This is a genomic window from Rahnella sp. GSA61A, assembly GCF_019969905.1.
Classification (GTDB): Bacteria; Pseudomonadota; Gammaproteobacteria; order Enterobacterales; family Enterobacteriaceae; genus Rahnella; species Rahnella aceris.
In genome coordinates this window covers 15,854-41,467 of the sequence record NZ_JAHXYO010000022.1, presented here as the reverse complement: position 1 = coordinate 41,467, position 25,614 = coordinate 15,854, and the positions used below count along the sequence as shown (strand labels likewise).

Annotated in this window: 25 protein-coding genes, 1 tRNA gene and 2 pseudogenes; 11 read left to right on the top strand and 17 right to left on the bottom strand. The window is 50.3% G+C overall.

The window, feature by feature from the left end:
• Positions 1–97 precede the first annotated feature (97 nt).
• Complete coding sequence (gene argG, locus LC431_RS21780; protein ID WP_015689414.1) at positions 98–1,459, top strand: argininosuccinate synthase; 1,362 nt, start codon at positions 98–100, stop codon at positions 1,457–1,459.
• 71 nt (positions 1,460–1,530) lie between these two features.
• On the opposite strand, the gene LC431_RS21775 is transcribed toward argG, so the two are convergent.
• Entirely contained in the window at positions 1,531–1,782 is a 252-nt protein-coding gene (locus LC431_RS21775; protein WP_131638647.1) for a helix-turn-helix transcriptional regulator, read from the bottom strand.
• Positions 1,783–3,477: 1,695 nt separating this feature from the next.
• Here LC431_RS21775 and LC431_RS21770 point away from each other — a divergent pair.
• Entirely contained in the window at positions 3,478–4,257 is a 780-nt protein-coding gene (locus tag LC431_RS21770) for a hypothetical protein (RefSeq protein WP_120134549.1), read from the top strand.
• Positions 4,258–5,778: 1,521 nt separating this feature from the next.
• Positions 5,779–5,847, top strand: a pseudogene (locus LC431_RS26435) (SEC-C metal-binding domain-containing protein); the annotation flags it as partial.
• A 334-nt stretch (positions 5,848–6,181) separates the two neighbouring features.
• Here LC431_RS26435 and LC431_RS21760 read toward each other — a convergent pair.
• Both LC431_RS21760 and LC431_RS21755 read right to left on the bottom strand, forming a co-directional pair.
• Complete coding sequence (locus tag LC431_RS21760; protein WP_223510338.1) at positions 6,182–6,388, bottom strand: ogr/Delta-like zinc finger family protein; 207 nt, start codon at positions 6,386–6,388, stop codon at positions 6,182–6,184.
• Between the two features lie 9 nt (positions 6,389–6,397).
• Positions 6,398–7,183 (bottom strand): capsid protein, encoded by a 786-nt coding sequence (locus LC431_RS21755; RefSeq protein WP_223510326.1) that lies wholly within the window; start codon positions 7,181–7,183, stop codon positions 6,398–6,400.
• Between the two features lie 567 nt (positions 7,184–7,750).
• Between LC431_RS21755 and LC431_RS21750 the strand changes: the two genes are divergently transcribed.
• Complete coding sequence (locus LC431_RS21750) at positions 7,751–8,011, top strand: AlpA family transcriptional regulator (protein ID WP_223510325.1); 261 nt, start codon at positions 7,751–7,753, stop codon at positions 8,009–8,011.
• The gene (locus LC431_RS21745; protein ID WP_223510324.1) at positions 8,008–8,238 is read left to right on the top strand and encodes a hypothetical protein; all 231 of its coding nucleotides are present in this window, start codon (positions 8,008–8,010) and stop codon (positions 8,236–8,238) included. The genes LC431_RS21750 and LC431_RS21745 overlap by 4 nt, the downstream gene beginning before the upstream one ends.
• Positions 8,239–8,330: 92 nt before the next feature.
• Here LC431_RS21745 and LC431_RS21740 read toward each other — a convergent pair.
• The 7 genes and pseudogenes from LC431_RS21740 to xerD form a co-directional block, all read right to left on the bottom strand.
• Positions 8,331–8,855 (bottom strand): annotated as a pseudogene (locus LC431_RS21740) (tyrosine-type recombinase/integrase); the annotation flags it as partial.
• 164 nt (positions 8,856–9,019) lie between these two features.
• Positions 9,020–9,093: transfer RNA gene (locus tag LC431_RS21735), tRNA-Gly, on the bottom strand.
• Positions 9,094–9,244: 151 nt separating this feature from the next.
• Complete coding sequence (gene lysS / locus LC431_RS21730) at positions 9,245–10,774, bottom strand: lysine--tRNA ligase (RefSeq protein ID WP_013574115.1); 1,530 nt, start codon at positions 10,772–10,774, stop codon at positions 9,245–9,247.
• A 9-nt stretch (positions 10,775–10,783) separates the two neighbouring features.
• Positions 10,784–11,882 (bottom strand): peptide chain release factor 2 gene (prfB, locus tag LC431_RS21725; protein WP_013574114.1). Its coding sequence is split into 2 segments (ribosomal slippage): positions 10,784–11,806 and positions 11,808–11,882, totalling 1,098 coding nucleotides; the frame shifts between segments, so codons are not numbered across the junction.
• A 130-nt stretch (positions 11,883–12,012) separates the two neighbouring features.
• Positions 12,013–13,746, bottom strand: coding sequence for a single-stranded-DNA-specific exonuclease RecJ (gene recJ / locus LC431_RS21720; protein WP_013574113.1), 1,734 nt, complete (start codon positions 13,744–13,746; stop codon positions 12,013–12,015).
• A gap of 6 nt (positions 13,747–13,752) precedes the next feature.
• Entirely contained in the window at positions 13,753–14,472 is a 720-nt protein-coding gene (dsbC, locus tag LC431_RS21715) for a bifunctional protein-disulfide isomerase/oxidoreductase DsbC (protein ID WP_013574112.1), read from the bottom strand.
• A 25-nt stretch (positions 14,473–14,497) separates the two neighbouring features.
• Positions 14,498–15,457, bottom strand: a complete 960-nt coding sequence (gene xerD / locus LC431_RS21710) for a site-specific tyrosine recombinase XerD (RefSeq protein ID WP_072012276.1) — start codon at positions 15,455–15,457, stop codon at positions 14,498–14,500.
• Positions 15,458–15,556: 99 nt separating this feature from the next.
• Here xerD and fldB point away from each other — a divergent pair, with 99 nt between their 5' ends.
• A complete protein-coding gene (gene fldB, locus LC431_RS21705) occupies positions 15,557–16,075 on the top strand; it encodes a flavodoxin FldB (RefSeq protein ID WP_013574110.1) in 519 nt (172 codons plus the stop codon).
• A gap of 45 nt (positions 16,076–16,120) precedes the next feature.
• Here fldB and LC431_RS21700 read toward each other — a convergent pair whose 3' ends face one another.
• Together LC431_RS21700 and sdhE are read right to left on the bottom strand one after the other, a co-directional pair.
• Complete coding sequence (locus LC431_RS21700; protein WP_112198031.1) at positions 16,121–16,573, bottom strand: protein YgfX; 453 nt, start codon at positions 16,571–16,573, stop codon at positions 16,121–16,123.
• Positions 16,554–16,820: an FAD assembly factor SdhE gene (gene sdhE / locus LC431_RS21695; protein ID WP_037035260.1), complete on the bottom strand. Its 267-nt coding sequence runs from the start codon at positions 16,818–16,820 to the stop codon at positions 16,554–16,556. Before sdhE ends, LC431_RS21700 begins: the two co-directional genes overlap by 20 nt.
• A gap of 278 nt (positions 16,821–17,098) precedes the next feature.
• On the opposite strand from sdhE, the gene ygfZ reads away from it, so the two are divergent.
• Positions 17,099–18,091 (top strand): tRNA-modifying protein YgfZ, encoded by a 993-nt coding sequence (ygfZ, locus tag LC431_RS21690; protein WP_013574107.1) that lies wholly within the window; start codon positions 17,099–17,101, stop codon positions 18,089–18,091.
• A gap of 48 nt (positions 18,092–18,139) precedes the next feature.
• Here ygfZ and LC431_RS21685 read toward each other — a convergent pair whose 3' ends face one another.
• On the bottom strand, positions 18,140–18,670 hold the full coding sequence (locus LC431_RS21685; protein WP_013574106.1) for a class IV adenylate cyclase: 531 nt from the start codon (positions 18,668–18,670) through the stop codon (positions 18,140–18,142).
• A 183-nt stretch (positions 18,671–18,853) separates the two neighbouring features.
• On the opposite strand from LC431_RS21685, the gene pfkB reads away from it, so the two are divergent.
• From pfkB to LC431_RS21670, 3 genes are all read left to right on the top strand, one after another.
• The gene (pfkB, locus tag LC431_RS21680) at positions 18,854–19,798 is read left to right on the top strand and encodes a 6-phosphofructokinase II (protein WP_112152335.1); all 945 of its coding nucleotides are present in this window, start codon (positions 18,854–18,856) and stop codon (positions 19,796–19,798) included.
• Positions 19,799–19,957: 159 nt separating this feature from the next.
• Positions 19,958–20,398 (top strand): DUF1198 domain-containing protein, encoded by a 441-nt coding sequence (locus LC431_RS21675; protein ID WP_013574104.1) that lies wholly within the window; start codon positions 19,958–19,960, stop codon positions 20,396–20,398.
• Positions 20,399–20,524: 126 nt separating this feature from the next.
• Positions 20,525–21,412 (top strand): GyrI-like domain-containing protein, encoded by an 888-nt coding sequence (locus LC431_RS21670; protein WP_166861370.1) that lies wholly within the window; start codon positions 20,525–20,527, stop codon positions 21,410–21,412.
• Between the two features lie 64 nt (positions 21,413–21,476).
• Here LC431_RS21670 and LC431_RS21665 read toward each other — a convergent pair whose 3' ends face one another.
• Together LC431_RS21665 and LC431_RS21660 are read right to left on the bottom strand one after the other, a co-directional pair.
• Positions 21,477–21,812 (bottom strand): DUF2002 family protein, encoded by a 336-nt coding sequence (locus tag LC431_RS21665; protein ID WP_013574102.1) that lies wholly within the window; start codon positions 21,810–21,812, stop codon positions 21,477–21,479.
• Between the two features lie 126 nt (positions 21,813–21,938).
• Positions 21,939–23,135 (bottom strand): MFS transporter, encoded by a 1,197-nt coding sequence (locus LC431_RS21660; RefSeq protein WP_121020181.1) that lies wholly within the window; start codon positions 23,133–23,135, stop codon positions 21,939–21,941.
• A 272-nt stretch (positions 23,136–23,407) separates the two neighbouring features.
• Between LC431_RS21660 and LC431_RS21655 the strand changes: the two genes are divergently transcribed.
• On the top strand, positions 23,408–23,713 hold the full coding sequence (locus LC431_RS21655; RefSeq protein ID WP_013574100.1) for a YqjD family protein: 306 nt from the start codon (positions 23,408–23,410) through the stop codon (positions 23,711–23,713).
• A 237-nt stretch (positions 23,714–23,950) separates the two neighbouring features.
• Here the strand turns inward: LC431_RS21655 and LC431_RS26430 are convergent, their stop codons facing one another.
• Entirely contained in the window at positions 23,951–24,124 is a 174-nt protein-coding gene (locus LC431_RS26430; RefSeq protein ID WP_015689408.1) for a hypothetical protein, read from the bottom strand.
• Positions 24,108–25,559, bottom strand: a complete 1,452-nt coding sequence (locus LC431_RS21645) for a PLP-dependent aminotransferase family protein (RefSeq protein ID WP_223510323.1) — start codon at positions 25,557–25,559, stop codon at positions 24,108–24,110. Before LC431_RS21645 ends, LC431_RS26430 begins: the two co-directional genes overlap by 17 nt.
• Positions 25,560–25,614 lie beyond the last annotated feature (55 nt).

Genomic DNA, 25,614 nt, shown 5'->3' with positions numbered 1-25,614 from the left:
ATATGCAAAATGTCTTTTACCCGACGCCGGTTTTGCGATATCAATATAGGCATTGAAACTTTTAGCAGACAGACCCCATTCATACAGGATTTAACCGATGACAACTATTCTCAAGCACCTTCCTATCAATCAGCGTGTGGGGATTGCATTCTCCGGCGGTTTGGACACCAGTGCAGCCCTGCTGTGGATGCAGAAAAAAGGGGCGATTCCTTATGCCTACACGGCCAATCTGGGTCAGCCTGATGAAGAAGATTACGATGCCATTCCGCGTAAAGCGATGGAGTACGGTGCAGAGAAAGCCCGCCTGATTGACTGCCGTAAACAACTGGTTGCAGAAGGGATTGCCGCCATTCAGTGTGGCGCATTCCATAACACTACGGCGGGCGTGACTTACTTCAATACCACGCCGCTGGGCCGTGCCGTGACCGGCACCATGCTGGTTGCCGCAATGAAAGAAGACGGCGTCAATATCTGGGGCGACGGCAGCACATATAAAGGTAACGACATTGAACGTTTCTACCGTTACGGTCTGCTGACCAATGCTGAACTGAAGATTTATAAGCCGTGGCTGGATACCGACTTTATCGATGAACTCGGTGGCCGTCATGAGATGTCCGAATTCATGATTCAGTCCGGTTTCGATTACAAAATGTCGACCGAGAAAGCCTACTCCACTGACTCCAACATGCTGGGCGCAACGCACGAAGCCAAAGATCTGGAATTCCTCGATTCCGGCGTCAAAATCGTTAACCCGATTATGGGCGTGAAATTCTGGGACGAGAATGTGGTCGTGAAAGCGGAAGAAGTCTCCATCCGTTTTGAGCGTGGTTATCCTGTCGCACTGAATGGCGTGACCTTTGACGACAGCGTTGAGCTGATGATGGAAGCCAACCGCATCGGCGGTCGTCATGGCTTGGGGATGAGCGACCAGATTGAAAACCGTATCATTGAAGCCAAAAGCCGTGGCATCTACGAAGCCCCGGGGATGGCGCTGCTGCACATCGCTTATGAGCGTCTGCTGACCGGTATCCATAACGAAGATACCATCGAGCAATACCATGCAAATGGCCGTGTACTGGGTCGTCTGCTGTATCAGGGCCGTTGGTTCGATCCGCAGGCTCTGATGCTGCGTGACTCCGCACAGCGTTGGGTCGCCAGCGAAATCACCGGTGAAGTGACTCTGGAACTGCGTCGCGGTAATGACTACACCATCATGAATACGGTATCTGAGAACCTGACTTACAAACCAGAGCGTCTGACCATGGAAAAAGGCGATTCGGTGTTCTCACCAGATGACCGTATTGGTCAGCTGACCATGCGGAACCTGGACATCACCGATACCCGCGAGAAGCTGCAAAACTACGTTGAGACAGGCTTGCTGACTTCTTCCGCCTCTACCGGTTTACCGCAGGTGGATAACAACAACCTGCCGCGCGGATTACAGGTAAAGAATAAGTAATTACTGTTGGTTTAAACGAGCGGGCGGGATGATCATCATTACTCATACCCCGCCCGCTCAGTAATTAGTGCCTAATGACTTCGTGTACGGCGTTCTACTAACTGATGTGTTTTCGGGTCGTAATAACGGCTCGGCCAGATCACCGCAGGATGAACGCCAATCGCCTGACCAATCAGTATTTCCCCTTTCGGCCACGGACGTGAAAGCGCGTTCGATAACGTCGAAGAACTTAACCCCGCAGCCCGTGATACCGCCGCCAGTGTCGTACCCTTCTTGCGTAACGCCGCAATAATATCAGCCTGATGCCAGTCTTGATTATTCATGAGTTTGTGCTCCTGAGGTCAGGATCACAGGGGAATGGGGGAAAGGTAAAAAGGTGAATAACTGATACAGGTTCATTGAGAACTCCATCTAACTAAGCTGATGTTTTCGCACAACAGAAATTGTGCCGTTTCCAGTAGAGTTCGAGTTCTCACGCCCGGCTGCGAATTTTGCCGCAGCGACGCGACTATAGCGTAAAGCACGTGACTAAACCAAGTGGCTAAGAACAAAACTGAGGTGATGATTCCAGATAAATTTAATGGTTTGCAAGGAGTTGCAGAGATTGCAGGTGTGCTCCTCCTCCTGCGAAGGGGGAGGCTGGGTGGGGGTTTAGCAAACCATAAAACAGTCAATGTTTCCGCATTGCGATCTGACCTTAATACCCCACCCCAACCCTCCCCTTCGCAGGGGAGGGAGCTGATTTGCATCGACTTTTAGTTTTTGATTCAAAATTTGGATATGCAAAAACACCGCAGAGGAAATATGACTAAACCAAGTGGCTAAGAACGAAACTGAGGTGATGATTCCAGATAAATTTAATGGTTTGCAAGGAGTTGCAGGGATTGCAGGTGTGCTCCTCCCCCTGCGAAGGGGGAGGCCGGGAGGGGGTTTAGCAAACCATAAAATAGCAAAAACGTCTGCATTCCGATCTGCTCTTAATACCCCACCCCAACCCTCCCCCTTCGCAGGGGAGGGAGCTGATTTGCATCATTTTTAAACTTTTGAGTTCAAAATTTAGACATGCAGAAACGACGTACAGGAAATACGAATAATCGGGATTGGGTAGTGAATTTTTTGGGGTATTGAACAGATTTGAGGAAGAAGCTTTTGGAGCGGGTGAAGGGAACGGTAATTTAAAGATAAACACATGATAATAATGAATTAAATATCATTAAGTTAATTTAATATACACATTACTATACACTTCCCCTCACTCTGCCTTTAGTAGACAACCTTGCTCTATGCGGTTTTCTAATTTACTAACTGTGGTTCATCACAGCTCGTCTCTGTATGTGAAACTTAATATGTTGGCCTCGATATTTATCCCAAACGCGCTGTTATCACGACACGGCTATTTGCATTCGATTGGCCACCTGACACCCATTTGCGTTTTAGTTGACTATCGCCAACAGAATCTAACCCGACCAAACTACATTGACAGGCAGCTGTCAACGATAAGCTGACTTAGAAGTCAATTATTTAAATGTATCGGACTTCAAAAAAAGCTAAATAAAAAAATATCAACTAAAACAGATTTATCTGGCGGAATTACCACATTCGGTGAAACTTCCACTGACAGAGTAAACCCGAATGGCCGGAGGGACAGCGAAAGGTCAACGCTCCAACGGCGGGTAATTGCAATGTTCCCCCAGATACTCATATGGTAGCAAGTAACCCCTCGGAGACATGGCATATAGCATTTGCACGGAAACCATCCTTGCCATTTCGCGCACATTATTTTTCTGAAAAATTGCTACTGCGGGTGAGCGTCCTGCAGGGAGATCTCTCAGAGGCACATCGGTTGCATCATAAAAGAGAAGTTTTTAAAACATAGAATTAAAAAAGTCCTGTCGCGGCGGGTAGTCAAAAAAACTGAGAGTGCGGGGCTCTCGGAGCATTCGATAAACTGCCTGTAAACTCGAATGCGGCTAAGTTAAGATGTAGAAACCACTAAAAGCAGTGTTTAGGAGTAGTAAATGAACATTCGTCATTACCTTGCTAAATTCGAAAAGAAAAAAACACCTGACCGTATCACTCTTAACTATGAAACTGCCATCCATTATGATGCGTATTCCGTGTATATCACCCATCTCGATAGTGGTCAGGAGTATCTTTTTAAAGGTTATGAAAATAATAAAATTAGTGTACTGAGGTGGAATTCAGAGCAAAATATATTCAACATTCCAGAAAATTTAAATCCAGATGGTTTGGTCTCAGAGTCCTTTTCAGGGATTTATTACTACAAAGCCCATGAATTAAGATTTACCACCCTGAAAGACCTTACTTGGTGGCGTGAGATGAAATTTAAATTATCGGCTATTAAGGATAACTGGGTTAGCAGCCGAGAAAAATATCGTTATCGAAAACAGCGTAAAGAAATAAAAAATCTACATGATGTTTTATCGGCGGTAATTTCTTTATATCTTGACCAAAAAGAAGGGGGCGGTATTAGCCATATCAATATTATGTCAGTCGTTTTTGGTAAATTGTGGTTTTATCATGATGAAAAAGATAGAATGAGAAAACAATTAACCCTTACGCTTGAGGCATTTGTGATTAATGGCGAACTAACTAAAACTCATGGGGGTAACTATACTGTTAATGGAAGAGCACTAATGACACTTAACAAATATATCGAAGAGGAACAACGTTACGTTGAATCGACTAAAATCCAGAAACGTATGGTCTGGGCAACAGTATTCTCATTTATTGCTGCCTTCGCCAGTGCCGTGGCAGCGTTTAAAGCTTTGAAATAACACAGTTGAGATTTATCGATAAATAAAAAAGGCGAGGCCTATATAATGCTAAGGAAAATAACTAAAAACACTGGTTTCAACAGTTCTGAAGAAAAATTAATTGATTTAGCAGACACTGCTTTTATGGGACTATGGTCTTATGCAAATATTTATAGTGATGAGGGATATTCAAAAAACAAAACCGGCAAGGAAGTATGTGACTTAATTGTAGTTTTTGATAAAGATGTAATTATCTTCTCAGATAAGAACATCAAATTTAATTCTACCAAGACCTTAGAAGTTGCGTGGAAACGCTGGTATAAGAAATCAGTATTAGAGTCGTCAGACCAACTTTATGGGGCAGAGAACTTTATAAAGAGGTATCCAAGTAGAATATTTCTTGATAAAGAATGCAAAAACTCACTTCCTTTTGAAATACATAATGATTTTAAATTCCATCTAATAGGTGTTATTAACAACGTTTCAAGAGTTGCGCAGGATTTTTATGATAGCATTGCTCCGGGAAGTTCACCCACATTATTCAACGCCTTTGTATTTGATGGAGTGGAATGTTTAGAATTCCCTTTTTGCATCGGCGATATTGATAGAAGCAAAACCTTTATCCATTTTTTTGATGAAACTTCTCTTAGCATTGTATTGACAGAGCTAAATACCACTTCTGATTTCTTGGATTATATAAAAGAAAGAGAAAGAGTCGTAAGAATTGGTGCATTAAAAGTTAGCCCAGGGGAGGAGGAAATACTCGCCACTTATTTGATGAATAACAAAAAAATCCTTAATGAGGATTTTTTGAAAGATGAGAATTTTGCAATTCTTCCTGAAAATGAGTGGTGTTATTATCGATCAACACATTGGTTTAAATATTCACAAGCCATGAAAAAAGGAAGTGAGTATTGGGATGATCTAATAAGGATATTTTCTGATAGTATATTGTCGAGCAACGTTGGTTTTTTTAAAGAACATGACTTTATGACACACGAGCTAGCAGTTAGAGAGCTCGCCAAAGAAAGCCGTAAATCTAGATATTTTTTATCAAGAAGTTATGTGGAAAAATTTGAGAAATCTCATTCAAGAAAGCCTTCCGCAAGGCTCGTTGAGTCCTTAGATGAAAAAGGGAAGTTTTATTTATTTCTTTTCTTCCCAAGAAATATTTCAGATTCAGACGCCGACTACAGGCATGCCCGAGTAGGTTGCATCTATGCCTATATACCCTACGTATTAAATAAATATGATAGTGTAGATAAACTTTGTGTTATCGCAACAGAACCTAACGGATGCCCAATTCGTTCAGAAGATCTAGTTTACATCAATCGAACTTTTTCAAATAAAAAAACAAATCAAAGAGAGCTTAATGATTTGTTAAAAAAACATAGTGTTACTTTTGATGTGGAGTATACAAAAAACAATCATTTAGATGGTGATATTGGTTACTTGTTAACTATAGAAGAAGTTAAAAATGAAATTATAATGAAAGATTTGAGTAGAAGATTTTCTAGAAAAAATATAAACATGACAAAAATTAAAGTAGGTAGGAATGAGCCCTGCCCATGTGGCTCTGGTAATAAATATAAAAAATGTCATGGTAAGTAACCTTTCTATTAAACAAACCATAGAGAAGGTGGAAATGTTTCAGTTGGAGCAGGCCGGCCACCTTTTCTTCTGCCACACCTCGGCGCGCGCAATTCTCCCCGCCTGCCCGCTGCTGACTTAGCCCACTGGTTTTAATGCATGAAATAAAACCTCTGAAAGCCCGTGTAGCAAGGGTTTTGAGCCCTTTTTAGCACGCCGGATTGCATGCAAAACCATGCACCCTATGCATGCAGAGCTCACAAGGGCAGGCTAGCCAGAGAAAAGGCTGTCCGGAGGGACGGTTTTGCACTGCATTAATGAAAAATACCGCCTTCTTCGAAAGCGGCACTTGAGATTATTTTTTGGGGGATTGAGACAAGCCGAAATTTATATTTTTATGCTTTAGATTTTCTCTTTTAACGATTTTACTGACACTTTCATTTGTTTTAAATGCGCATGAGCATGCTAGCCTGGTGCACTGATAATAAGACTCCTTTGTCTGTTCGGTGATATAACGGCTTGTGCGAATGTGAGAAACAGAGCTGCAAAGCGGGCAGCGCATCATTTGCTATTACTCCTTATTTGAATTGATACGCTGGGAGAGTTTTTGAGCCAGCAATTGTCTTTTTATCGGGCTTTGCAGCAGCCCCATATCGACACCAGGCAGCGCAGGAGAATGCGTCCCGATTTTCTCCAACATAGGTTCTGCATCCATGTTGAACTGACCTATGCTAGCCGCCCCGACAAGCGCCTTGCCAATTTCAGCGCTGACAATTTTGGCGGGCTCTACATAATGACCGGATTGTGTTTCCTGATAACTGACGTTGGATAACGCCAGCACTTTCAGCTTTACCGCACGAACTAGCGCCGGACTGAGATTGTTGATGGCCATGCGCCACTGTGTTTCAGCATAGGCATTCAGTGCGCTGCGGTGGGCGCTAATCAACGCATTCCCGGCATTAGCACAATGCAACATCGCTGATTCTTTCTCGACACTCAATTCCTCAATCAGGTCATCGAACTCTTTAACTAATCCCTGCTGAACAGCCCGCTGACTGTGCGCGTTCTTGAGCTCGTCCGTCATAACCCCGCGTGACTTGCGAAAACGCGAACGCCAGCTCTCTTCGTTCTCTTTGATTTCGCTGTTCGCCGTTTCTTTTTCCTGGGCGCAGCGGGCAATCGAACTTTCAATTTCATCCAGTGCCTGCTTTTCCTGAGCAAACGCCGCTTTGGCCTGCTCAAAGTGTTGGATAGCGCCTTCCGCTTTTCCTGATGATGGCTTTTCGTTGTGACCGGCTTTGACCTTAAGAAAGTCCTGGATAACGGCTTCGACGGTTTTGGTTGAATCGGGTTTCATGGCGTACCTCAGCAATGTGTTGTCAATGTGAGGATATTGTGGGGAGGCTGGCACAACATTTCTATCTGATGGCGTTCGCTCAGCGCTGGTACAACGGACTGGGACGTAATCCATGAAAGTGGAGAGAGTTTATATTTCTATAAATACTATTCACTACTGTTCACTCTAAAATAAAATACTATTAAATCATTAATTTAATCAGTGAACACCTTCCCTAAAGGCATTCACTCACTGCTCACTACTGTTCACTGTCTTAAAAAACCTTTTTTCTGGCTAGCCCAAAATAATTTAATATTTTTTTCCTATTAAAATTGTGTTCATTAATAACCAAAACCACTTAATCATTGTTCAGTAAACAACCTGCATGTCACTGTAGGCATTTGTAGGCAACTGTAGGCATTTGGTCTTTTGTGACCTGATGTTGTTTAAAAAAACAAGCATTTTTTTTCAAGTTTTTTAACGCAAGAGCTTGTTGCTAAACGCAAAAATATTCTCACAATAGGGGGCTCCTTAACGAAACAGCCGGTACTGGTCGCGTCCAGCCGGATACTAATATGAGGTAGCACCATGCTCTCCACCGATCAAAATACGCCCCCTACTTCTGCCCCTGTGATGCCACCGGCCTACCCACGCGATCGCTTTATGCGACTGCCGGAAGTGATCCACACCACCGGCCTGTCCCGCTCCACCCTTTACGATTTAATCAGCCGTCAGCAATTTCCCGCGCAGATTTCTCTCGGTGGCAAGAACGTAGCCTGGCTGGCCTCCGAGATTGAGAGCTGGATGAATGACCGCATCGCCGCCCGCGCTCAGGAGACCATGCAATGATTTCTCTGTCTGTCGGTCATCATAATATCCAGCTCAATACACAAGAGGCGGCCTATCTGGCTGAAGGCCTGATGGCTGCCGCCTGCGGCAGAAAGAACCCTTTACCTGCGTTTACCAGCAATACCCTGGGCGTGTTATCCGTAGCAGCCGAAGGCGTAAGTTCAGAGGATGATTCACACTTCCGATCAAATCCGCAGCAGTCCGATCAAGTCCTGACCGATTGCTAAGGAGAAAGCGCCCATGCAGCAAAAAAGGCTTTTCTCTGGCAAGCGCCTGCTCTATAGTTTTTGTGCTGCCGCAAAATCGGCAGCCGGGCGTGGAAAACCTCACCACACCTCTGGCGCACCTTGCGTACTTTCTCTGTAGCTCCCCTGTTTTCAACCTGTCTAAGCATTGCCAAAAGCTCTAAAGGCTTAATTTCTGCTATAGGACGAAAACCAAGATACGGAAATACATCTTTCTCAAAGGTATCCATCATCTCAGTTCGGTATGATGCCGACCAACGGTCATAACGATGCTCATACCATTCACGGGTAATCGCTTCAAAGGTGTTAGTTGCTGAAAGAGTTTTTGCGGCTTTCTGCTCTTTCCTCAATGTGCTTGGATTAACACCTGATGCAACCATTCGACGAGATTCATCACGCCTTTGTCGCGCATCAGCCAGGGAAACGTGCTCATAGGTTCCTAATGACAGCATTTTGGGTTTACCGTCAAAACGATAGCGAAAACGCCAAGCTTTACTGCCGTTGGGCTCAACAAGAAGTGATAAACCCAGGCCATCGCTCAGGGTGTAAGGCTTTTCTGTGGGCTTAGCCTTTTTAATTTGTAGTTCTGTCAGAGGCATTGTGTATAGGAATCCGTGTGTATAGAAAAACTATACGCGATCATATACACATCAGACACTGGCTTTCAAGGGATGAGCTCGGACGCTAGCGGACTGAAAACCGGCTAATTCATTTGATTTTATTGGTTTTTTCGGATGCTTACGGAAGGTCTGGGAAGTACTTTTGGAGCGGGTGAAGGGAATCGAACCCTCGTATAGAGCTTGGGAAGCTCTCGTTCTACCATTGAACTACACCCGCATCGGTGTGCGACTGGCATTATAACCGGTTACGACGGCGGAGCAAGACGTGATTGCGGATAAGCGCTGGAGTTTTAAGCAGTTAGCATATGCCGTGATCTGTGGCATGAAAAAGGGCGCCGGAGCGCCCTTCTGGTGTTTCTGAGGAAAACTTATTTCTGTGTCTGCGGACGCATTGCCGGGAACAGGATGACGTCGCGGATGGTGTGGCTGTTGGTGAACAGCATAACCATACGGTCGATACCAATACCCAGACCCGCAGTCGGTGGCAGGCCGTGTTCCAGCGCTGTCACGTAGTCTTCGTCATAGAACATCGCTTCGTCGTCGCCTGCATCTTTCGCAGAAACCTGATCAGCAAAGCGCTGTGCCTGGTCTTCTGCGTCGTTCAGCTCAGAGAAACCATTACCGATTTCACGGCCACCGATGAAGAACTCGAAACGGTCAGTGATTTCAGGGTTCACGTCATTACGGCGCGCCAGCGGAGAAACCTCTGCCGGGTACTCGGTAATGAAGGTTGGCTGGATCAGCTGTGCTTCGGCGGTTTCTTCGAAGATCTCGGTCACGATACGGCCCAGACCCCAGCTCTTCTCGATTTTGATACCGAGTGATTCTGCGATAGCGGTCGCTTTTGCCAGATCGTCGAGATCAGCCACGTTAGTTTCCGGACGGTATTTGCAGATCGCTTCACGCATGGTCAGCTTGGCGAAAGGCTTGCCGAAATCGAAAGTCTGGTCGCCGTACTGCACAACGCTGCTGCCCAGAACAGATTCAGTCAGGGTGCGGAACAGGGTTTCGGTCAGAACGATCAGGTCTTTGTAATCCGCGTACGCCATGTAGAGTTCCATCATGGTGAACTCTGGGTTGTGACGCGGAGAAACGCCTTCGTTACGGAAGTTACGGTTGATTTCGAACACGCGATCGAAGCCACCGACAACCAGACGCTTCAGATACAGTTCCGGCGCGATACGCAGGTACATGTCGATATCGAGCGCATTGTGGTGAGTGATGAACGGACGCGCTGCCGCACCGCCAGGGATCACCTGCATCATCGGGGTTTCGACTTCCATGAAGCCGTTTTCCACCATAAAGCTGCGGATGCCAGACATGATCTGAGAACGGATTTTGAAGGTCTTACGGGAATCTTCGTTAGCGATCAGGTCGAGATAACGCTGACGGTAACGCGCTTCCTGATCCTGCAAGCCGTGGAATTTGTCCGGCAACGGACGCAGTGCTTTGGTCAGCAGACGCAGTTCAGAACAATGGATCGACAGTTCGCCGGTCTTGGTTTTGAACAGTTTACCGGTCGCACCCAGGATATCGCCCAGATCCCATTTCTTGAATTGCTCGTTGTAGATGCCTTCTGCGAGGTCATCACGCGCAACGTAAAGCTGGATACGGCCACCGACATCCTGCAGGGTCACGAAAGATGCCTTGCCCATAATACGGCGGGTCATCATACGGCCACCCACGGTGACTTCGATGTTTAATGCTTCCAGTTCTTCGTTGGTCTTTTCGCCATATTTCGCATGCAATTCATCAGAGATGCTGTCACGACGGAAATCGTTAGGGAAAGCGATACCGGATTCGCGCAGTAAAGCCAGCTTCTCACGACGAGATTTCAGCTCGTTGTTAAGATCTGGTACGTTTTCTGCGCTTTGCGCTGCTGGTTGTTGCTCAGACATTTTGGTTCCTCATAACCCGGCTTTCAAACTTGCCTCAATGAATTTATCCAGGTCGCCATCCAGTACGGCCTGCGTATTTCGCGTTTCGACGCCCGTGCGTAAATCTTTAATACGGGAATCATCCAGCACGTAAGAACGAATCTGGCTGCCCCAGCCGATGTCAGACTTGGTGTCTTCCAGCTGCTGCTTGTCCGCATTTTTCTTTTGCATCTCATACTCATAAAGCTTCGCACGCATCTGCTTCATGGCCTGATCTTTGTTTTTATGCTGGGAGCGGTCGTTCTGACACTGGGTCACAATGTTGGTCGGAAGGTGGGTAATACGTACCGCAGATTCCGTTTTGTTGACGTGCTGACCACCCGCACCGGACGCACGGTATACGTCGATACGCAGGTCGGCAGGGTTAATTTCGATTTCGATGTCGTCATCCACTTCCGGATACACAAACGCGGAACTGAACGAGGTATGGCGGCGGCCGCCGGAATCAAACGGGCTTTTACGCACCAGGCGATGAACGCCGGTTTCCGTACGCAGCCAGCCAAACGCATAATCACCGATGATCTTGATAGTCGCGGATTTCAGGCCAGCGACTTCACCGTCAGATTCTTCAATAACTTCAGTTTTGAAACCTTTGGCTTCTGCCCAACGCAAATACATACGCAGCAACATGCTCGCCCAGTCCTGTGCTTCCGTACCACCGGAACCAGCCTGGATATCGAGATAGCAGCTCGCGCTGTCGTATTCACCGGAGAACATGCGGCGGAATTCAAGCTGTTCCAGTTTGGCGGTCAGTACGTCGAGTTCGGCAACCGTTTCATTGAAAGTGTCTTCATCGTCGGCTTCTACCGCCAGTTCCAGCAGGCCGGTCACATCTTCCGCGCCCTGCAACAACTCATCGATGGTTTCAACAATAGCTTCCAGTGAGGAACGTTCTTTGCCCAGCGCCTGCGCGCGTTCTGGCTCGTTCCAGACGTCCGGCTGTTCCAGCTCGGCGTTTACTTCTTCGAGGCGTTCTTTCTTGGCATCATAGTCAAAGATACCCCCGAAGAACGACTGTCCGCTCGGACAGGTCCTGAATGCGGTTTTTAACCGGATTAATTTCAAACATGATTTTTCGCGTCTTACGTTAGATTCGGAGTTGGCCCAATGCCATTCGAACCGCAGATTCTAACGGAATTAGCGGTCTTTTTATAGCAAGGAGCCGTTTTTTTGCAGGGTTTATTACCGGCGTAAATCGCTTATTTCGGCCATAAATGTTCGATAATCAACTGAACGCTGCGATTTCCCCGAAATTCATTGATATCCAGCCGGTAGGCCAGTTGCACTTCGCGGATGCTGCTGTCCGGCCAGAAAGTCGGATCGATATTAAAAGCAATACCATCGAGCAACGGACCGCCGCCGACGGGTTCAATCATCAGCTTGAGGTGACGCTCTTTCAGCAGTTTCTGTTGCAGGATACGGAACCTGCCGTCAAAGGTCGGTTCCGGGAACGCCTGTCCCCACGGGCCGCCGTCGCGCAGCATTTCAGCCGTATCAATCGTCAGTTCACGCGCCGACAGCTCGCCATCCGACCAGACCACACCTTCCAGATGCGAAGGATCCAGCCATTCACCGACCAGTGCAGCGAAACGATCACGAAATTCGTCGAACTTGCTCTCTTCCAGCGACAAACCGGCTGCCATCGCGTGTCCACCGAATTTCATCATCAGACCGGGATTAAGCGTATCGAGACGTTCCAGCGCATCGCGCATATGCAATCCGGCAATCGAACGACCGGACCCTTTCAGAATGCCTTCACCCGCCGGTGCGAACGCAATCACCGGGCGATTAAAACGCTCTTTCAGACGTGATGCCAGAATGCCGACCACCCCCTGATGCCACTCAGGATGATACATCGCCAGCCCGAACGGCAGCGCGTCGGTACTGCTTTCCAGCTTGTCACACAGCGCCAGCGCTTCGACCTGCATGCCCTGCTCTATCTCACGGCGGGTCTGATTCAGCGCATCCAGATCGCTTGCCAGCGCACGCGCCTGACCGATGTCTTCACTGAGTAACAGCGCCACGCCAACCGACATATCATCAAGACGTCCGGCGGCATTCAGCCGTGGTCCAAGCGCAAAACCTAAATCACTGGCGCACAGCGTACGGGCTTCTCGCCCGGCCACTTCCAGCAACGCGCGGATCCCCGCACGGCATTTTCCGGCACGAATGCGGTTCAGCCCCTGATACACCATGATGCGATTGTTGGTATCAAGCGGCACGACATCCGCTACCGTGCCGAGCGCCACCAGATCCAGATGCTCCGCGAGATTGGGGATCGCCAGACCGTTTTGTTCAAACCAGCCACTTTCGCGTAATGCACTGCGCAGCGCCAGCATCAGATAAAACGCCACACCGACACCCGCCAGCGATTTGGACGGAAACTCGCAACCGACCAGATTCGGGTTAATGATCGCTTCGGCATCCGGCAATATTTCGCCCGGCAAGTGGTGATCGGTGATCAGCACCTGAATGCCTTTTTCATGGGCGAGCGTCACGCCCGCGTGAGAAGAAATGCCGTTATCGACGGTGAGGATCAACTCTGCACCGCGCGACGCCGCCTGTTCAACCACTTCCGGGCTGAGACCATAACCGTCTTCAAAACGGTTCGGCACCAGATAATCCAGATTACCGCAGCCCATGCTGCGCAAGGAAAGCAACGTCAGCGCCGTACTGGTCGCGCCATCGGCATCGAAGTCGCCAACGATAATTATGCGCAGACGCTCAGCCAGCGCTTTTTGCAGCAAGGCAACGGCGGTATCAATGCCATCAAGCTGCTGATAAGGCAGCATACCGCGCACGCCGCGCTCCAGCTCCTGGCTTTGTGTCACACCGCGGGCGAGATACAGCCGACGTAACAGCGGGGAGAGTTCGGCGGGAAGATCCACGCCAGTCGCCGCCTCACGACGGCGAAGTTGAGTCTGCAAGGTCACGAAAAATCAACCACCGGTTTTATGTGAAGGATCCTGCTGGTCGAGCATGGCAGCCATTTCTTTCGGCGGCTGATAACCAGGGATCAAAGTTCCGTCTGCCAGCACGATGGCCGGAGTGCCTGTCACGCCGAACTGAACGCCCAGCTCAAATTGCTTCGCAATATCACTGGTTTTACAGGTTGCCGGCGTGATGTCATCGCCGCGCATTGCCGCATCAAAGTTGGTTTTGCGGTTGCCTGTACACCAGATAGATTGCATGTCTTTCTCGGTTTTGGAATTCAGCCCCTGACGCGGGAAGGCCAGATAACGGATGGTTATGCCAAGATCGTTATAGTCCTGTATCTGCTGATGCAGCTTGTGGCAATAGCCGCAGGTGATATCGGTAAACACCGTGATCACATGCTTTTCATTTTTGGCTTTATAAATGATCATCTCGTTTTGTAACGCATCCATCTTCTTCACCAGCGCTTTGTTGGTGACGTTAACCGGATGGCTGCCGCTGACGTCATACAGCGGGCCTTGCAAAACGTGTTTGCCGTCGTCGGTAATGTAAAGGGTGCCGCTGTCGGTAGAAACCGCACTCAGGCCGGTTACCGGCGATGGCTGGATGTCGGCATGGCTCATGCCCAGTTTGCCCAGCGTGGCTTTGATTGCTGCTTCATCAGCATGGACCGCGGAGCTCATACACGCAGCCAGAAGTGTCAGCAGCATTAAACCTTTTTTCATCATGTCGTCCTTTTTCTCCGGCCTGTTATGCACGGGGATGATGTTGTTGATGTAGCAGTTTGAGTCGTTCAGTCGCTACATGGGTATAGATTTGTGTGGTCGATAAGTCACTGTGACCTAACAACATTTGCACGACGCGCAGATCCGCACCGTGATTCAATAAGTGGGTGGCGAAAGCGTGGCGCAGAACGTGGGGAGACAACCGCTCCGCATCAATGCCCGCAAGAATCGCATAGTGTTTGATGCGATGCCAGAACGTCTGGCGTGTCATTTGCTGCGCCCGGTTGCTGGGGAACACGATATCCAGCGATTGTCCGTTCAGCAGCCACGGCCTGCCGTGTTCGAAATAATTTTCGATCCAGTACACGGCTTCTTCGCCCATCGGCACCAGCCGTTCTTTGTTGCCTTTACCGATAACCCGCACCACACCCTGGCGCAGGCTCAGATCACTGAGCGTCAGCCCGACCAGTTCCGAAACACGCAAACCGGTGGCGTAAAGCAGCTCCAGCATGGCTTTATCGCGCAGTTCAAGAGGCACATCGACACTCGGTGACGCCAGCAATGCGTCTACCTGCGCCTCACTGAGATCTTTCGGCAGGCGTTGCGGTAATTTAGGCGAAGACAACAGCGCGGTCGGGTCATCCTGACGCACGGACTCACGGTTCATGTACTGAAAGAGGCGACGCATCGCGCTAAGCAACCGTGCTGAGCTGGTGGCTTTGTATCCGCCCTCAATGCGCTCGGAGAGGAACAACTGTAAATCTTCGGCGCTGACATGCAGGAGATCGGTATTGTTATGATGCAGCCAGCCCAGCAATGATTTCAGATCCTGACGGTAGGATGACAGCGTATTTTCCGCGAGATTGCGCTCGATCCAGAGCATATCCAGAAACTGCTCAGTCAGGCTCTGATCGGCCTCATTAACCGCTGGTGTCACCGGCTCAGGCGTAACATCCTGAGGATTCGCATTATCTTGTTTTGGCATCCCGACTCCTCTTACTCACGACGGCCATTATGCCTTTCATGCGCCCAAATCTGCTACACTGGCTGCCATTCGTATTCTGATAACGTTATGGCAGCAAGTATGAAGATCGGACTTTTCTACGGTTCCAGCACCTGTTATACCGAAATGGCAGCGGAAAAAATCCGCGATATTTTGGGCGAAGAACTGGTTGATTTGCATAACATAAAAGATGTTGATCCCGACAGAATGGAAGATTACAACATCCTGATCCTGGGCATCCCGACATGGGATTTTGGCGAAATCCAGGAAGACTGGGAAGCGGTCTGGAATCAACTCCCAACGCTGAAACTACGCGGTAAAATCGTCGCCATGTACGGCATGGGCGACCAGCTCGGCTACGGCGAATGGTTCCTTGACGCGCTCGGCATGCTTTATCATCAGCTGGTTCCCCTTGGCGTGCATTTCATTGGTTTCTGGCCGACAGAAGGCTTTGAGTTTACCAGCCCGAAACCGCTGAGTGCGGACGGCAAGCATTTCGTCGGGCTGGCTCTGGATGATGTGAACCAGTTCGATCTCACCGAAGAGCGCCTGCAACAATGGTGCGAACAGATCCTGCTGGAAATGGACGCCCTGCTTTAACGCAGCATAAGAACACGGCGTCAGCCTTCCATGGACATGCCCCTCTCAGCCCGGTTTTACCGGGCTACGCGGAGTGCCACTGAGCAATATCTGTCGCAACCGCCGCCACTCTTCCAGACTCATGCTGTCCGACGCCAGCCATAACCGCTGCCTTGAACTGCGCATCGCCTGCGCCAGCCCGCCTTTACGTTTTTCGCGACGAAGCGAGAGCAGTACGCCGTGGCTTATCATCCATACCGGCTGTTTAATCTGCCATTCATGGCCGCGCCATAAAAGACGGTCATCCTCGAGCAGGATCATTTCACCTGTGCGTGCTGTAATACGCCGCTGGCTGCGGATGCATTCAAACAACACCAGCAAAAGCAACGTCATCCATACCGGCCAGTAACCCGCAGGCCAGGGTGCCAGCAAAATCAGCAACATCACTGCACCGTAACATCCCAGTGAAATAAGCTGACTGCGCCAGGACACCCTGAGATCACATCGCCACAGGGCCACGGGCTTTGTTTCGAGTCTGAATAAGGGCGACCATACGCTGCAATTCGGTGTCTTTCGGTTCGCCGTGATTCATCAGCCAGTTGAACAGATCCGGATCATCACAGGTCAGCAAGCGGACAAATACTTCTTTATCGGTCTCGCTCAGCGAATCATATTCATATTCGAAGAACGGCATGATGGAGATATCCAGCTCGCGCATGCCACGACGGCAGGCCCAGTGAACGCGGGAACGATTATTAATATCCAGTTGGTTTTTGCTTTCCATAACAAGACTCTTTTTTAGGATACAGAATGAGAATTCTTTTATATAGAAAGCGATTCTAACAGCCCGTTGCGCAGGGGCGTAACTTTTCAGTGCCCTGTTTTGTCAATCTCTGTGATGTGCTGGAAAACCTGATGCAAACCTGTCGTTTGTCTTACATTCTCTGGAAGGCGTCCTGGAAAAGGCACCAATAACTGTTTTCAAAGCGGATGGGCTCTTTTACCATGGGGCATCAGTCACATTTCATTGACCGGGATTAGAAAATGGCTAACGAATTTCCCTTTCCACCGCAAAAACCTTCAGCGTCTTCGCACCTTCCGCTGACATTGATTTCACTGGAAGACTGGGCACTGGTGACCATGACCGGCGCAGACACCGTGAAATACCTGCAAGGCCAGGTCACTGCGGATGTCGATGCGCTGGCTGCCGATCAGCATATTCTCTGTGCGCACTGTGATGCGAAAGGGAAAATGTGGAGTAATTTGCGCCTGTTCAAGCGTGGCGATGGTATGGCGTTTATTGAACGCCGCAATTTGCGTGACACACAGCTTACAGAAATCAAAAAGTACGCCGTATTTTCTAAAGTGACGTTCACTGCCGATGATGATGTGGTGTTACTCGGTGTGGCAGGTTTTCAGGCCAGTGCTGCTCTGACCGGGCTTTTTTCAACCTTGCCAACGGCTGAACAGCAGGTCGTACAACAAGATGAAACCACACTGCTGCATTTCTCCCTGCCAGCCGAACGTTATCTGATTGTCACCAGCCCGGAAAAAGCCCGTCAGGTGGTGGAAGAACTGGGTGAACAGGCACAACGCAACGACAGCCAGCAATGGCTGGCGCTGGATATCGAAGCCGGATTCCCGGTGATTGATACCGCCAACGCCGTGCAATTTATCCCGCAGGCCACCAATATTCATGCGCTCGATGGCATCAGCTTTACCAAAGGCTGCTACGCCGGGCAGGAAATGGTGGCGCGAGCAAAATACCGCGGTGCGAACAAACGTGCATTGTACTGGCTGGCAGGCAAAGCGAGCAAAGTGCCTGCCCCAGCGGACGATCTCGAACTGCAACTGGGTGAAAACTGGCGCCGGACCGGCACCGTTCTGGCAGCCGTTCAGCTCAGCGACGGCACGCTTTGGGTTCAGGCCGTGCTGAATAACGATCTGGAAGCCGATGCCAGTCTGCGGGTGCGCGATGACGCGACCAGCCAGTTGAGCATTCAGCCGCTGCCGTATTCGCTGGAAGAAACAAAGTAACTTTCAACCTATTGCCGCCTTCCTGATATGAAGGCGGTGATTATAAATTTACTCGTGAAGGTGTTTGCCTTTCGCATTCAGCAAATCCACATACGCCTGATCCACCAGTTCCTGGCGGTCAATCCCCAACCTTTCCAGTAAGTCTTCTGCAATGACAATACCCTGCTCAGGCGTTTCATCATCCGCAAGCACAACCTCGAATTCCAGATAATCGCCCAGCCCTTTTACCCTGTCGAGATGCAGACGGGTTTGTCCGATCATAAAAAGAGTCCTCTGTTTGATGACCCGTCCGGCGGCGCCATAGGCCAGCGTCAGGGTTTCGCGCAGACTGTCAGGATCATGTGTTTCAGAAAGCGTGTAGAAGCTGGTTTTCGGTCCCGCCTTGTCAGGACGCTGATAGAAAATCAGCTCGCCGCGATCGGGCGCTAATGTGCGCAATTTCAGGCGTCCGTGCGGACACACGAAAAAAGTGTCGTCCTGCTCAATGATGTCCGGCAATCCATCGGAAAGCAGCGCGATTTTTTCATACAGCGCAGAGAAATCATCTACTCTGGCTTTGATCTCAATGTTTCTGGCCATCTTTCACTCCTTAAAAGTTCATGCTTTTTATACTGATTCAATGAACATGGAGTGACCTTACAGTGACATTATGTTGAACCGCAAGGGAGTTTGATCTCGCGCGTTAAATCGCCAATCAGGTGCTGCAAAAACAGGTCAGGATGCTAACCTGAATTCAGTTTTTGGAAAATTGAGGGAACGATAATGACCAAAATAGTCACACTCACACTGGCACCTTCGCTCGACAGTGCCACTCTCACCCCTAAGATTTACCCGGAAGGTAAATTGCGTTGTACGGCCCCCGTGTTCGAACCCGGCGGCGGCGGTATCAATGTAGCGCGTGCCATTGTTTATCTGGGCGGCCAGGCTACCGCATTATTTCCGACGGGAGGCCCGACAGGTGCACATCTGGTTCAGTTGCTGCGCGACGAGGGGATCACCACAGACACACTGGAAACCCAGGACTGGACCCGCCAGAACCTGCACGTTCACACCGAAAATACCGGCGAACAGTATCGTTTCGTTATGCCGGGCGCACGACTTACGGAGGCTGAATTTGCGGGCCTTAGCGCGAAAATCGAAAAGATCCCTGCCGGCTCAATACTGGTCATCAGCGGCAGTTTGCCACCGGGCACGCACATTACGGCACTGACAGAGTTAATCAGGAAAGCGCAGAAAGCCGGTTTACGCTGCATTCTTGACAGTTCGGGTGATGCACTGGCCGCGGGCCTGAAGCTCGGCGGGCTGGCGCTGGTCAAACCGAACCAGAATGAACTGGCCGCGCTGGTCGGGCATTCTCTGGAAAATCCGGGGGATGTTCTGGCGGCAGCTCAGCAAATTATCCGTGACGGTGGTGCTGAACGCGTGGTCGTTTCTCTGGGGCCACAAGGTGCGCTGGCCGTGGACGCGAACAGCTCATTCCAGGTTGTCCCACCGCCGGTGAAAAAAATGAGTACCGTTGGCGCAGGTGACAGCATGGTCGGCGCGATGACCCTCAAACTGGCCGAAGGGGCTGATTTACTCGACATGGTTCGCTTTGGCGTGGCCGCCGGTAGCGCGGCAACACTCAATATCGGTACGCGTCTGTGCTCGGATAAAGATACTCAGCAAATTTATCAGTATCTGTGCCAGCAAACACCGGCTCATTAGGGCCAAACCCCGCTTCGTGAAGGCTCAGCACCTTCACGAAGCGAAAATTCTTTGTCACTCCTTCACGTATTTACCCTGATTAGCAGATAAACTCGCAGCATCGGGTGTTGCATGCACCTTTCACATCACGCCAGAAAAGGCCGGAGGCCAGAGTCCAGAATGATATGGATTATGCTTGCTGCAATTGTTGTGGTTTTTATTGTGGGTTATTGGTTTATGACAGCAGATACCCGTAAAGCGAATGATTCTCTCGCCAGTCTGTTGAAAATAAAGCCGGTTTATATCGATTCCATGTTGCTGGAAATGGGTAAACGTCAGAGCCAGATGTTTATCCGCTCAATCAGCGGTGGCTATGCTGAAGAAATCCGCAAAGCTGCTTATGTTGTTTTTATTTATCAGACGTTTATTAAAGATCCCTCGGAAGAGAATATCGTCCGCTGGCGAAACATTTTAGTGCGCGCGCATCTGCCGCCACAGTTAAGCAGCGAACACGCCGAGCTGGCGCTGTTCTATTTTGCCGAACTGGATATCGAACCCTTCGAGCTGGCGCAGTTTCGCCGCGACTACAACGAAACCTATAACCAAATCCATCTGGTTTAACGTTCCGGTTCGCCTCAGAAATGGCCCTTATCCGGGCCATTTTCTTTTCTGCTGCATTGAAAAAGCAATCTCAGTCAGGACAACCCCTCACACGGCGGGCAAAGTAAACGCCATGAAGGAGAGGAAATGAATCACGACAAAAGCCAGCTTTATCAGCGACGTTTTCAGCAGGTATTTACCTATATAGAACAGCATCTGGACAGTCCGATGACCGTGGAGCAACTAAGTGAAGTCGCCTGTTTCTCACGTTTTCACTTTCACCGGCAGTTCAGCCAGTTCTGTGGGGTCAGCGTCAGCCGCTACATCACGCTGATGCGCCTGAAACGCGCCTCGTTCCGGCTGGTACAAAACCCGCACGAGAAGGTGATTGGTATCGCGCTGGATGCCGGATTTGAAAACCCGGAGTCGTTTTCCCGTGCCTTCAGGAACACTTTTGGCCTGAGCCCCAGCGGGTTTCGCAAAAATCCTGTCTGGGTCGACTGGCATGTGCATTTTCAATTTCCCGGCAGGGAAAATCAGCAGAGGCTGGAAAATATGGAAGTCAAAATCATTGAAGTGGAACCCATGCAGGTCGCGGTGCTGGAACATCTCGGGGATCCGATGCGGGTGAGCAATACGGTCGCAACGTTTATCGAATGGCGCAAAGCTTCCGGGCTTTCGGATTACACACAGCGCGGCACTTACGGTATTCCGTATAACGATCCGCTGGTCACGCCGGGCGAGGAATTCCGCTTCGATGTCTGCGGCGAACTTAACCCGCAGGCTAATGGCACCGTGCCGGAAAATCCGCAGGGAGTGATCGGCAAAACGCTGCCGGGTGGACGTTGCGCGGTGGTTCGACACGTCGGAGCGTATGACCGGATAAGTGACAGTGTTTATTATCTTTATCGCGAATGGTTGCCGCACAGCGGAGAGGAATTACGGGATTTTCCGGTTTATTTCCGCTACCTGCATCTTGATCAGGAATTACCGGAGCATGCGCAGCAAACCGATATTTTGTTGCCGCTGAAATGAGATAAAAACCTGAGGAAACAGCGCTGGTGAAATCAGCGCTGTCTGTTTCTGTTCCGTCGCCGGATTATCTGAACACGTTGTCCAGATAGCTCGCCAGGATCTGGCGTGAACTGAAACCATGGCAAATGCCATAGTAAGTTTCATTGTCGCTGGAGACATCCAGCGGGAAATTCTTGTAGGCTTCACTGCTGCGAAACGATGCTGTGGGTTCAGCAAAACGCTCACTGCGCTCTTTCAGCGCCGGGTGTATTACCAGGGCAGTCCGGCCAAACCGCGCTTCCCGGTTTACATACACATAATGCTCGCCCCGGCGGTAACCGTAAGCTTTATCATCAATAAAATCACGTTCAAACCCTGAGGTTTCTAAAACACGTGCCACTTCATCTGGCCGTAAATACATGGTTGCTCCTCGCTTCTTTAACCGCAAGGCGACCTTACCGCAATAACTCTGCCAGACAATGCGTTTATCCCCGATTTCGGCGTATTTAGGATTTATCTAAATGCCTTAACCCTGCAATTTGAAGGGCTATTCAGCAGGAGATTGCCGCGAAGTATTTACCCACAATCTGAGGGTCAGCAGCCAGGCAATCACCACCATAAATGCCGCCGCAAGATAAATAGACGGCGTCCCAAAATGCGAAATAATCAGCCCGGCTACCGGTCCGGTAATACCGAGCCCGAGATCCAGAAAGGCGGAATACAGCCCCAGCGCCGTGCCCTGATTTTGTGGCGGTACCTGTTTTACCGCTTCCACACCCAGCGCAGGGAAAATCAGCGAGAAGCCGGAACCGGTAAGAAAGGCGCCCAGTTGCACCGACAACGGATCGTGTCCCAGCCAGATCATCAGTAACCCTGCGACTTCAAACACAAAGGACACCAGTGAGACCCGCAGGCCGCCGAACCGGTTAATCATGTTGCCGAAGACGAGGCGCGCACCGACAAATCCGAGGCTGAATAAGGTGAGCGTGAATGCCGCGCCGCTCCAGCCTTTATCAGCGTAGTAAAGGGTAATAAAGGTGGCGATAACGCCGAACCCGATGGTGCCGAATCCCAGCCCGAGGCCATACAGCCAGATGCGCCCGACCACCGCTTTGAATGCAATCCGCTTACCGGCGGTGACGGAAATCGCGGCTTTCATGCTGGCCAGTATGGCGGCAAACGCGGCAGCGACGATAATCAGTACCGCCACCCCCATCAGCCCGTAAGCATGGTTGAGTAACACGCCGAGCGGCGCACCGACGGCCATTGCGCCGTAAGTCGCCACACCATTCCAGGAAATCACGCGTGCAGTATGTTTCGCGCCTACTGCACCAATTCCCCACAGCGTGGTTCCGGTGCTGCCGAAGCTTTCACCGACACCCAGAAAGATGCGGCCAACACAGAGCATCAGCAGACTCGCCAGCGGAAACGCCGAAAACCAAAACGCCATCGCGTAAAAAATACCGCTGATCCCGCAGCAAATAAGGCCAAAAATGACCACCCGTTTCGGGCCAAGGAGATCGGCATATCGCCCGGCGTGCGGCCGGCTGATGAGCGTCGAGAAATACTGAACACTGATCACCAGCCCCGCCAGCACCGAGTTATATCCCAGCGTGTTATGCACAAAGCCCGGCAACACCGCGAGCGGCAAGCCAATGGTCAGATAAACAACGAAAGTGAACAGCATGAACGACAAAATGCGTTTGTTGAGCAGAGCGTTAGAACGCAATGTACTTAAAGACATGGGCGGACCCGAAAATGAGATCACTGAGAGTGGAATAAACAGTATAAACAGGTTTGGCCTTCAAAACGGGCTAAAAATGTTATCGGCTGTAACGCGGATTTTGTTTTGCAGAGAAATCTGAGCCGCATCACGCCAGCCCTCGTCCCGCCTGACTTCTGACACAGTGCCATGGTCTGAAAAGGTCCGAAATCATAGACATTTGTCCTTAAAGAACCATCCGGTACAACATTATGGTCTATGCTTAATACAACAGTCACACAAGGAGAGACGGAATGTTTAAGAGAACAGATAAAGTAGAAAAAAATATCGATCAGGACGTAACCCTGCTGGCGGACACGCTGGATGAAGTGCTTCAGTCTGCAGGTGATAAATCCAAGGATGAATTGGATAAAATCCGCAGCAAAGCACAGGGTGTATTGCGTGAAACCCGTGCGCGTTTCAACAGCGAAAAATTAAGTCAGCAGGCACGCGATGCGGCGGCCACTGCCAATGATTATGTGAAAGATAATCCGTGGTATGGCGTCGGTGCCGGTGCCGCAATCGGTATTGTTATCGGTGTTCTTTTGGGACGCCGCTAACGTAAAAGGCAATTTGCGATGTTTCACTCCTGTGTCGGGAATATGGCTTAAAAACCTGAAACATCCGCGTGGCTCCCTCATTGCCGCGCGATTGCTAAAAAAAGACGACGGAGCCTCCGGGCTCCGTTTTCTATTTTTGGATCCCTTTAACGTTAAAAATAAACGCGAAAACTCTTTGACTGACAGGGTTTAAACGTCCCCAGGTCACCTTTTTTATGTTGAGAAGATGCCTGCGTTTCATCGCCACGGCTGATGCTGATAGCTGACTCCGGCCACCAGGTTGCCAGACGTGAGCAGCCACTCATCGCGCGCCGGAGAATAGTCATATTCATCGCCATCATCCGAGCCGTTTTCCAGCTCCAGTACCTGCTGATAGCGGCGAATGCCGCACTGATCAGCGGCTGTTTTCAAGCACTGCCGCCAGCCGCTGCACCAGCCCGTCCGCCTGTTGCTGCGAACTGATATTCACAAATCCCATCAACAGGCCGTTCGGACGTAAAGCCTCGCCCCTCACGTGGCGCTCAACCTGCCAGTCGGACAGCGCCTGCACTGCCAGCCCCTGTTCACGGGCATTTGTGGCGATCAGCGCATCGTCCAGTGCGGCATTCAGTGTGGTGCAAAGCTGGATCCCGCCGACCTGCTGGCTCACACGTAATATGTCCGCCGGAAACGCCGCCGTCAGCGCCTTTTCCAGATAGCCGCGCCGCTCAGCGTAAAGCTGACGCATCCGTTTCAGATGCCGGTAGAAATGCCCCTGCTCGATAAATTCCGCGATACTGCTTTGCACCAAAGGCGGCGTTCCGCAAATTCGCAGCGGGCAATACGCTTCGATTTTTTCCACCAGACTGTCCGGCACCACGACATATCCACAGCGAAGCGCCGGAAACATCACTTTGCTGAATGTTCCCGCGTAAATCACCCTTCCCTGCGTATCGAGGCTTTTCAGCGAAGGCAAAGGCTGGCCGTGATAGCGGAACTCGCTGTCGTAATCATCTTCGATAATCCACGCCTGTTGCTGCGCTGCCCAATCCAGCAAGGCCATACGCCGCGCTAAACTCATGGTCACACCGGTCGGACTTTGATGAGCGGGCGTCACCACGGCAAATCGTGCGTTCGCAAACTGCGCCACCGCCTGCGGAACATTCATGCCTTCATCATCAACATTCACCGCCATCGGCGTGGCGCCGGAGGCACGGAAAAATGCCTGCGTGACCGGATAACCCGGGTCTTCCAGCCAGACGCCGTCGCCCGGTTGCAGCAGGCTGCCGATGATCAAATCCAGCACCGGCGCATAGCCGCCGCAAATAAATATCTGTTCAGGACGGCAGGTAAATCCGCGGGAAAGTTGCAGATAACGGGCGACGGCGTGGCGTAAAACGTCCGTCCCTGCCAGCGGCGGATGGCCTAAATCATTCATGCTGGTGTGACGAATTTGCCGTGAAACAATGCGCGACCAGATCGCACGCGGGAACGCATCCAGTGCCGGAAGCCCGAGCTGGAAAGGCAGGGAAGAAACGGAAGGTAACATCGGGTTGACGGGTTTACGCCCGGCATCTTCTCTGACCGGCGAGGGTGCGGGGGCGGATAAACTTTCCGGCGCGCTGACTACCGTTCCGGCCTGTGCGCGGCTTTGCAGAAAGCCTTCCGCCATCAGCAAGCCATAGGCATTTTCAACCGTGGCGCGTGCCACGCCGAGTTCGCTGGCCAGCGCCCGCACCGACGGCACACGGCTGCCGCGTTTAAGCTGTCCTGCCATGATCGCCTGTTTCACCCGCTGATAAATCTGCCGGTAAAGCGGTGCTTTGTGTCGGGGATCGAGATGAAAGGCAAGGTCGAAGCGGTTCATTCATGACCTGCTTAAAGAGACATTTTATGGCCCTGTAGTATAGACCATACGCAGC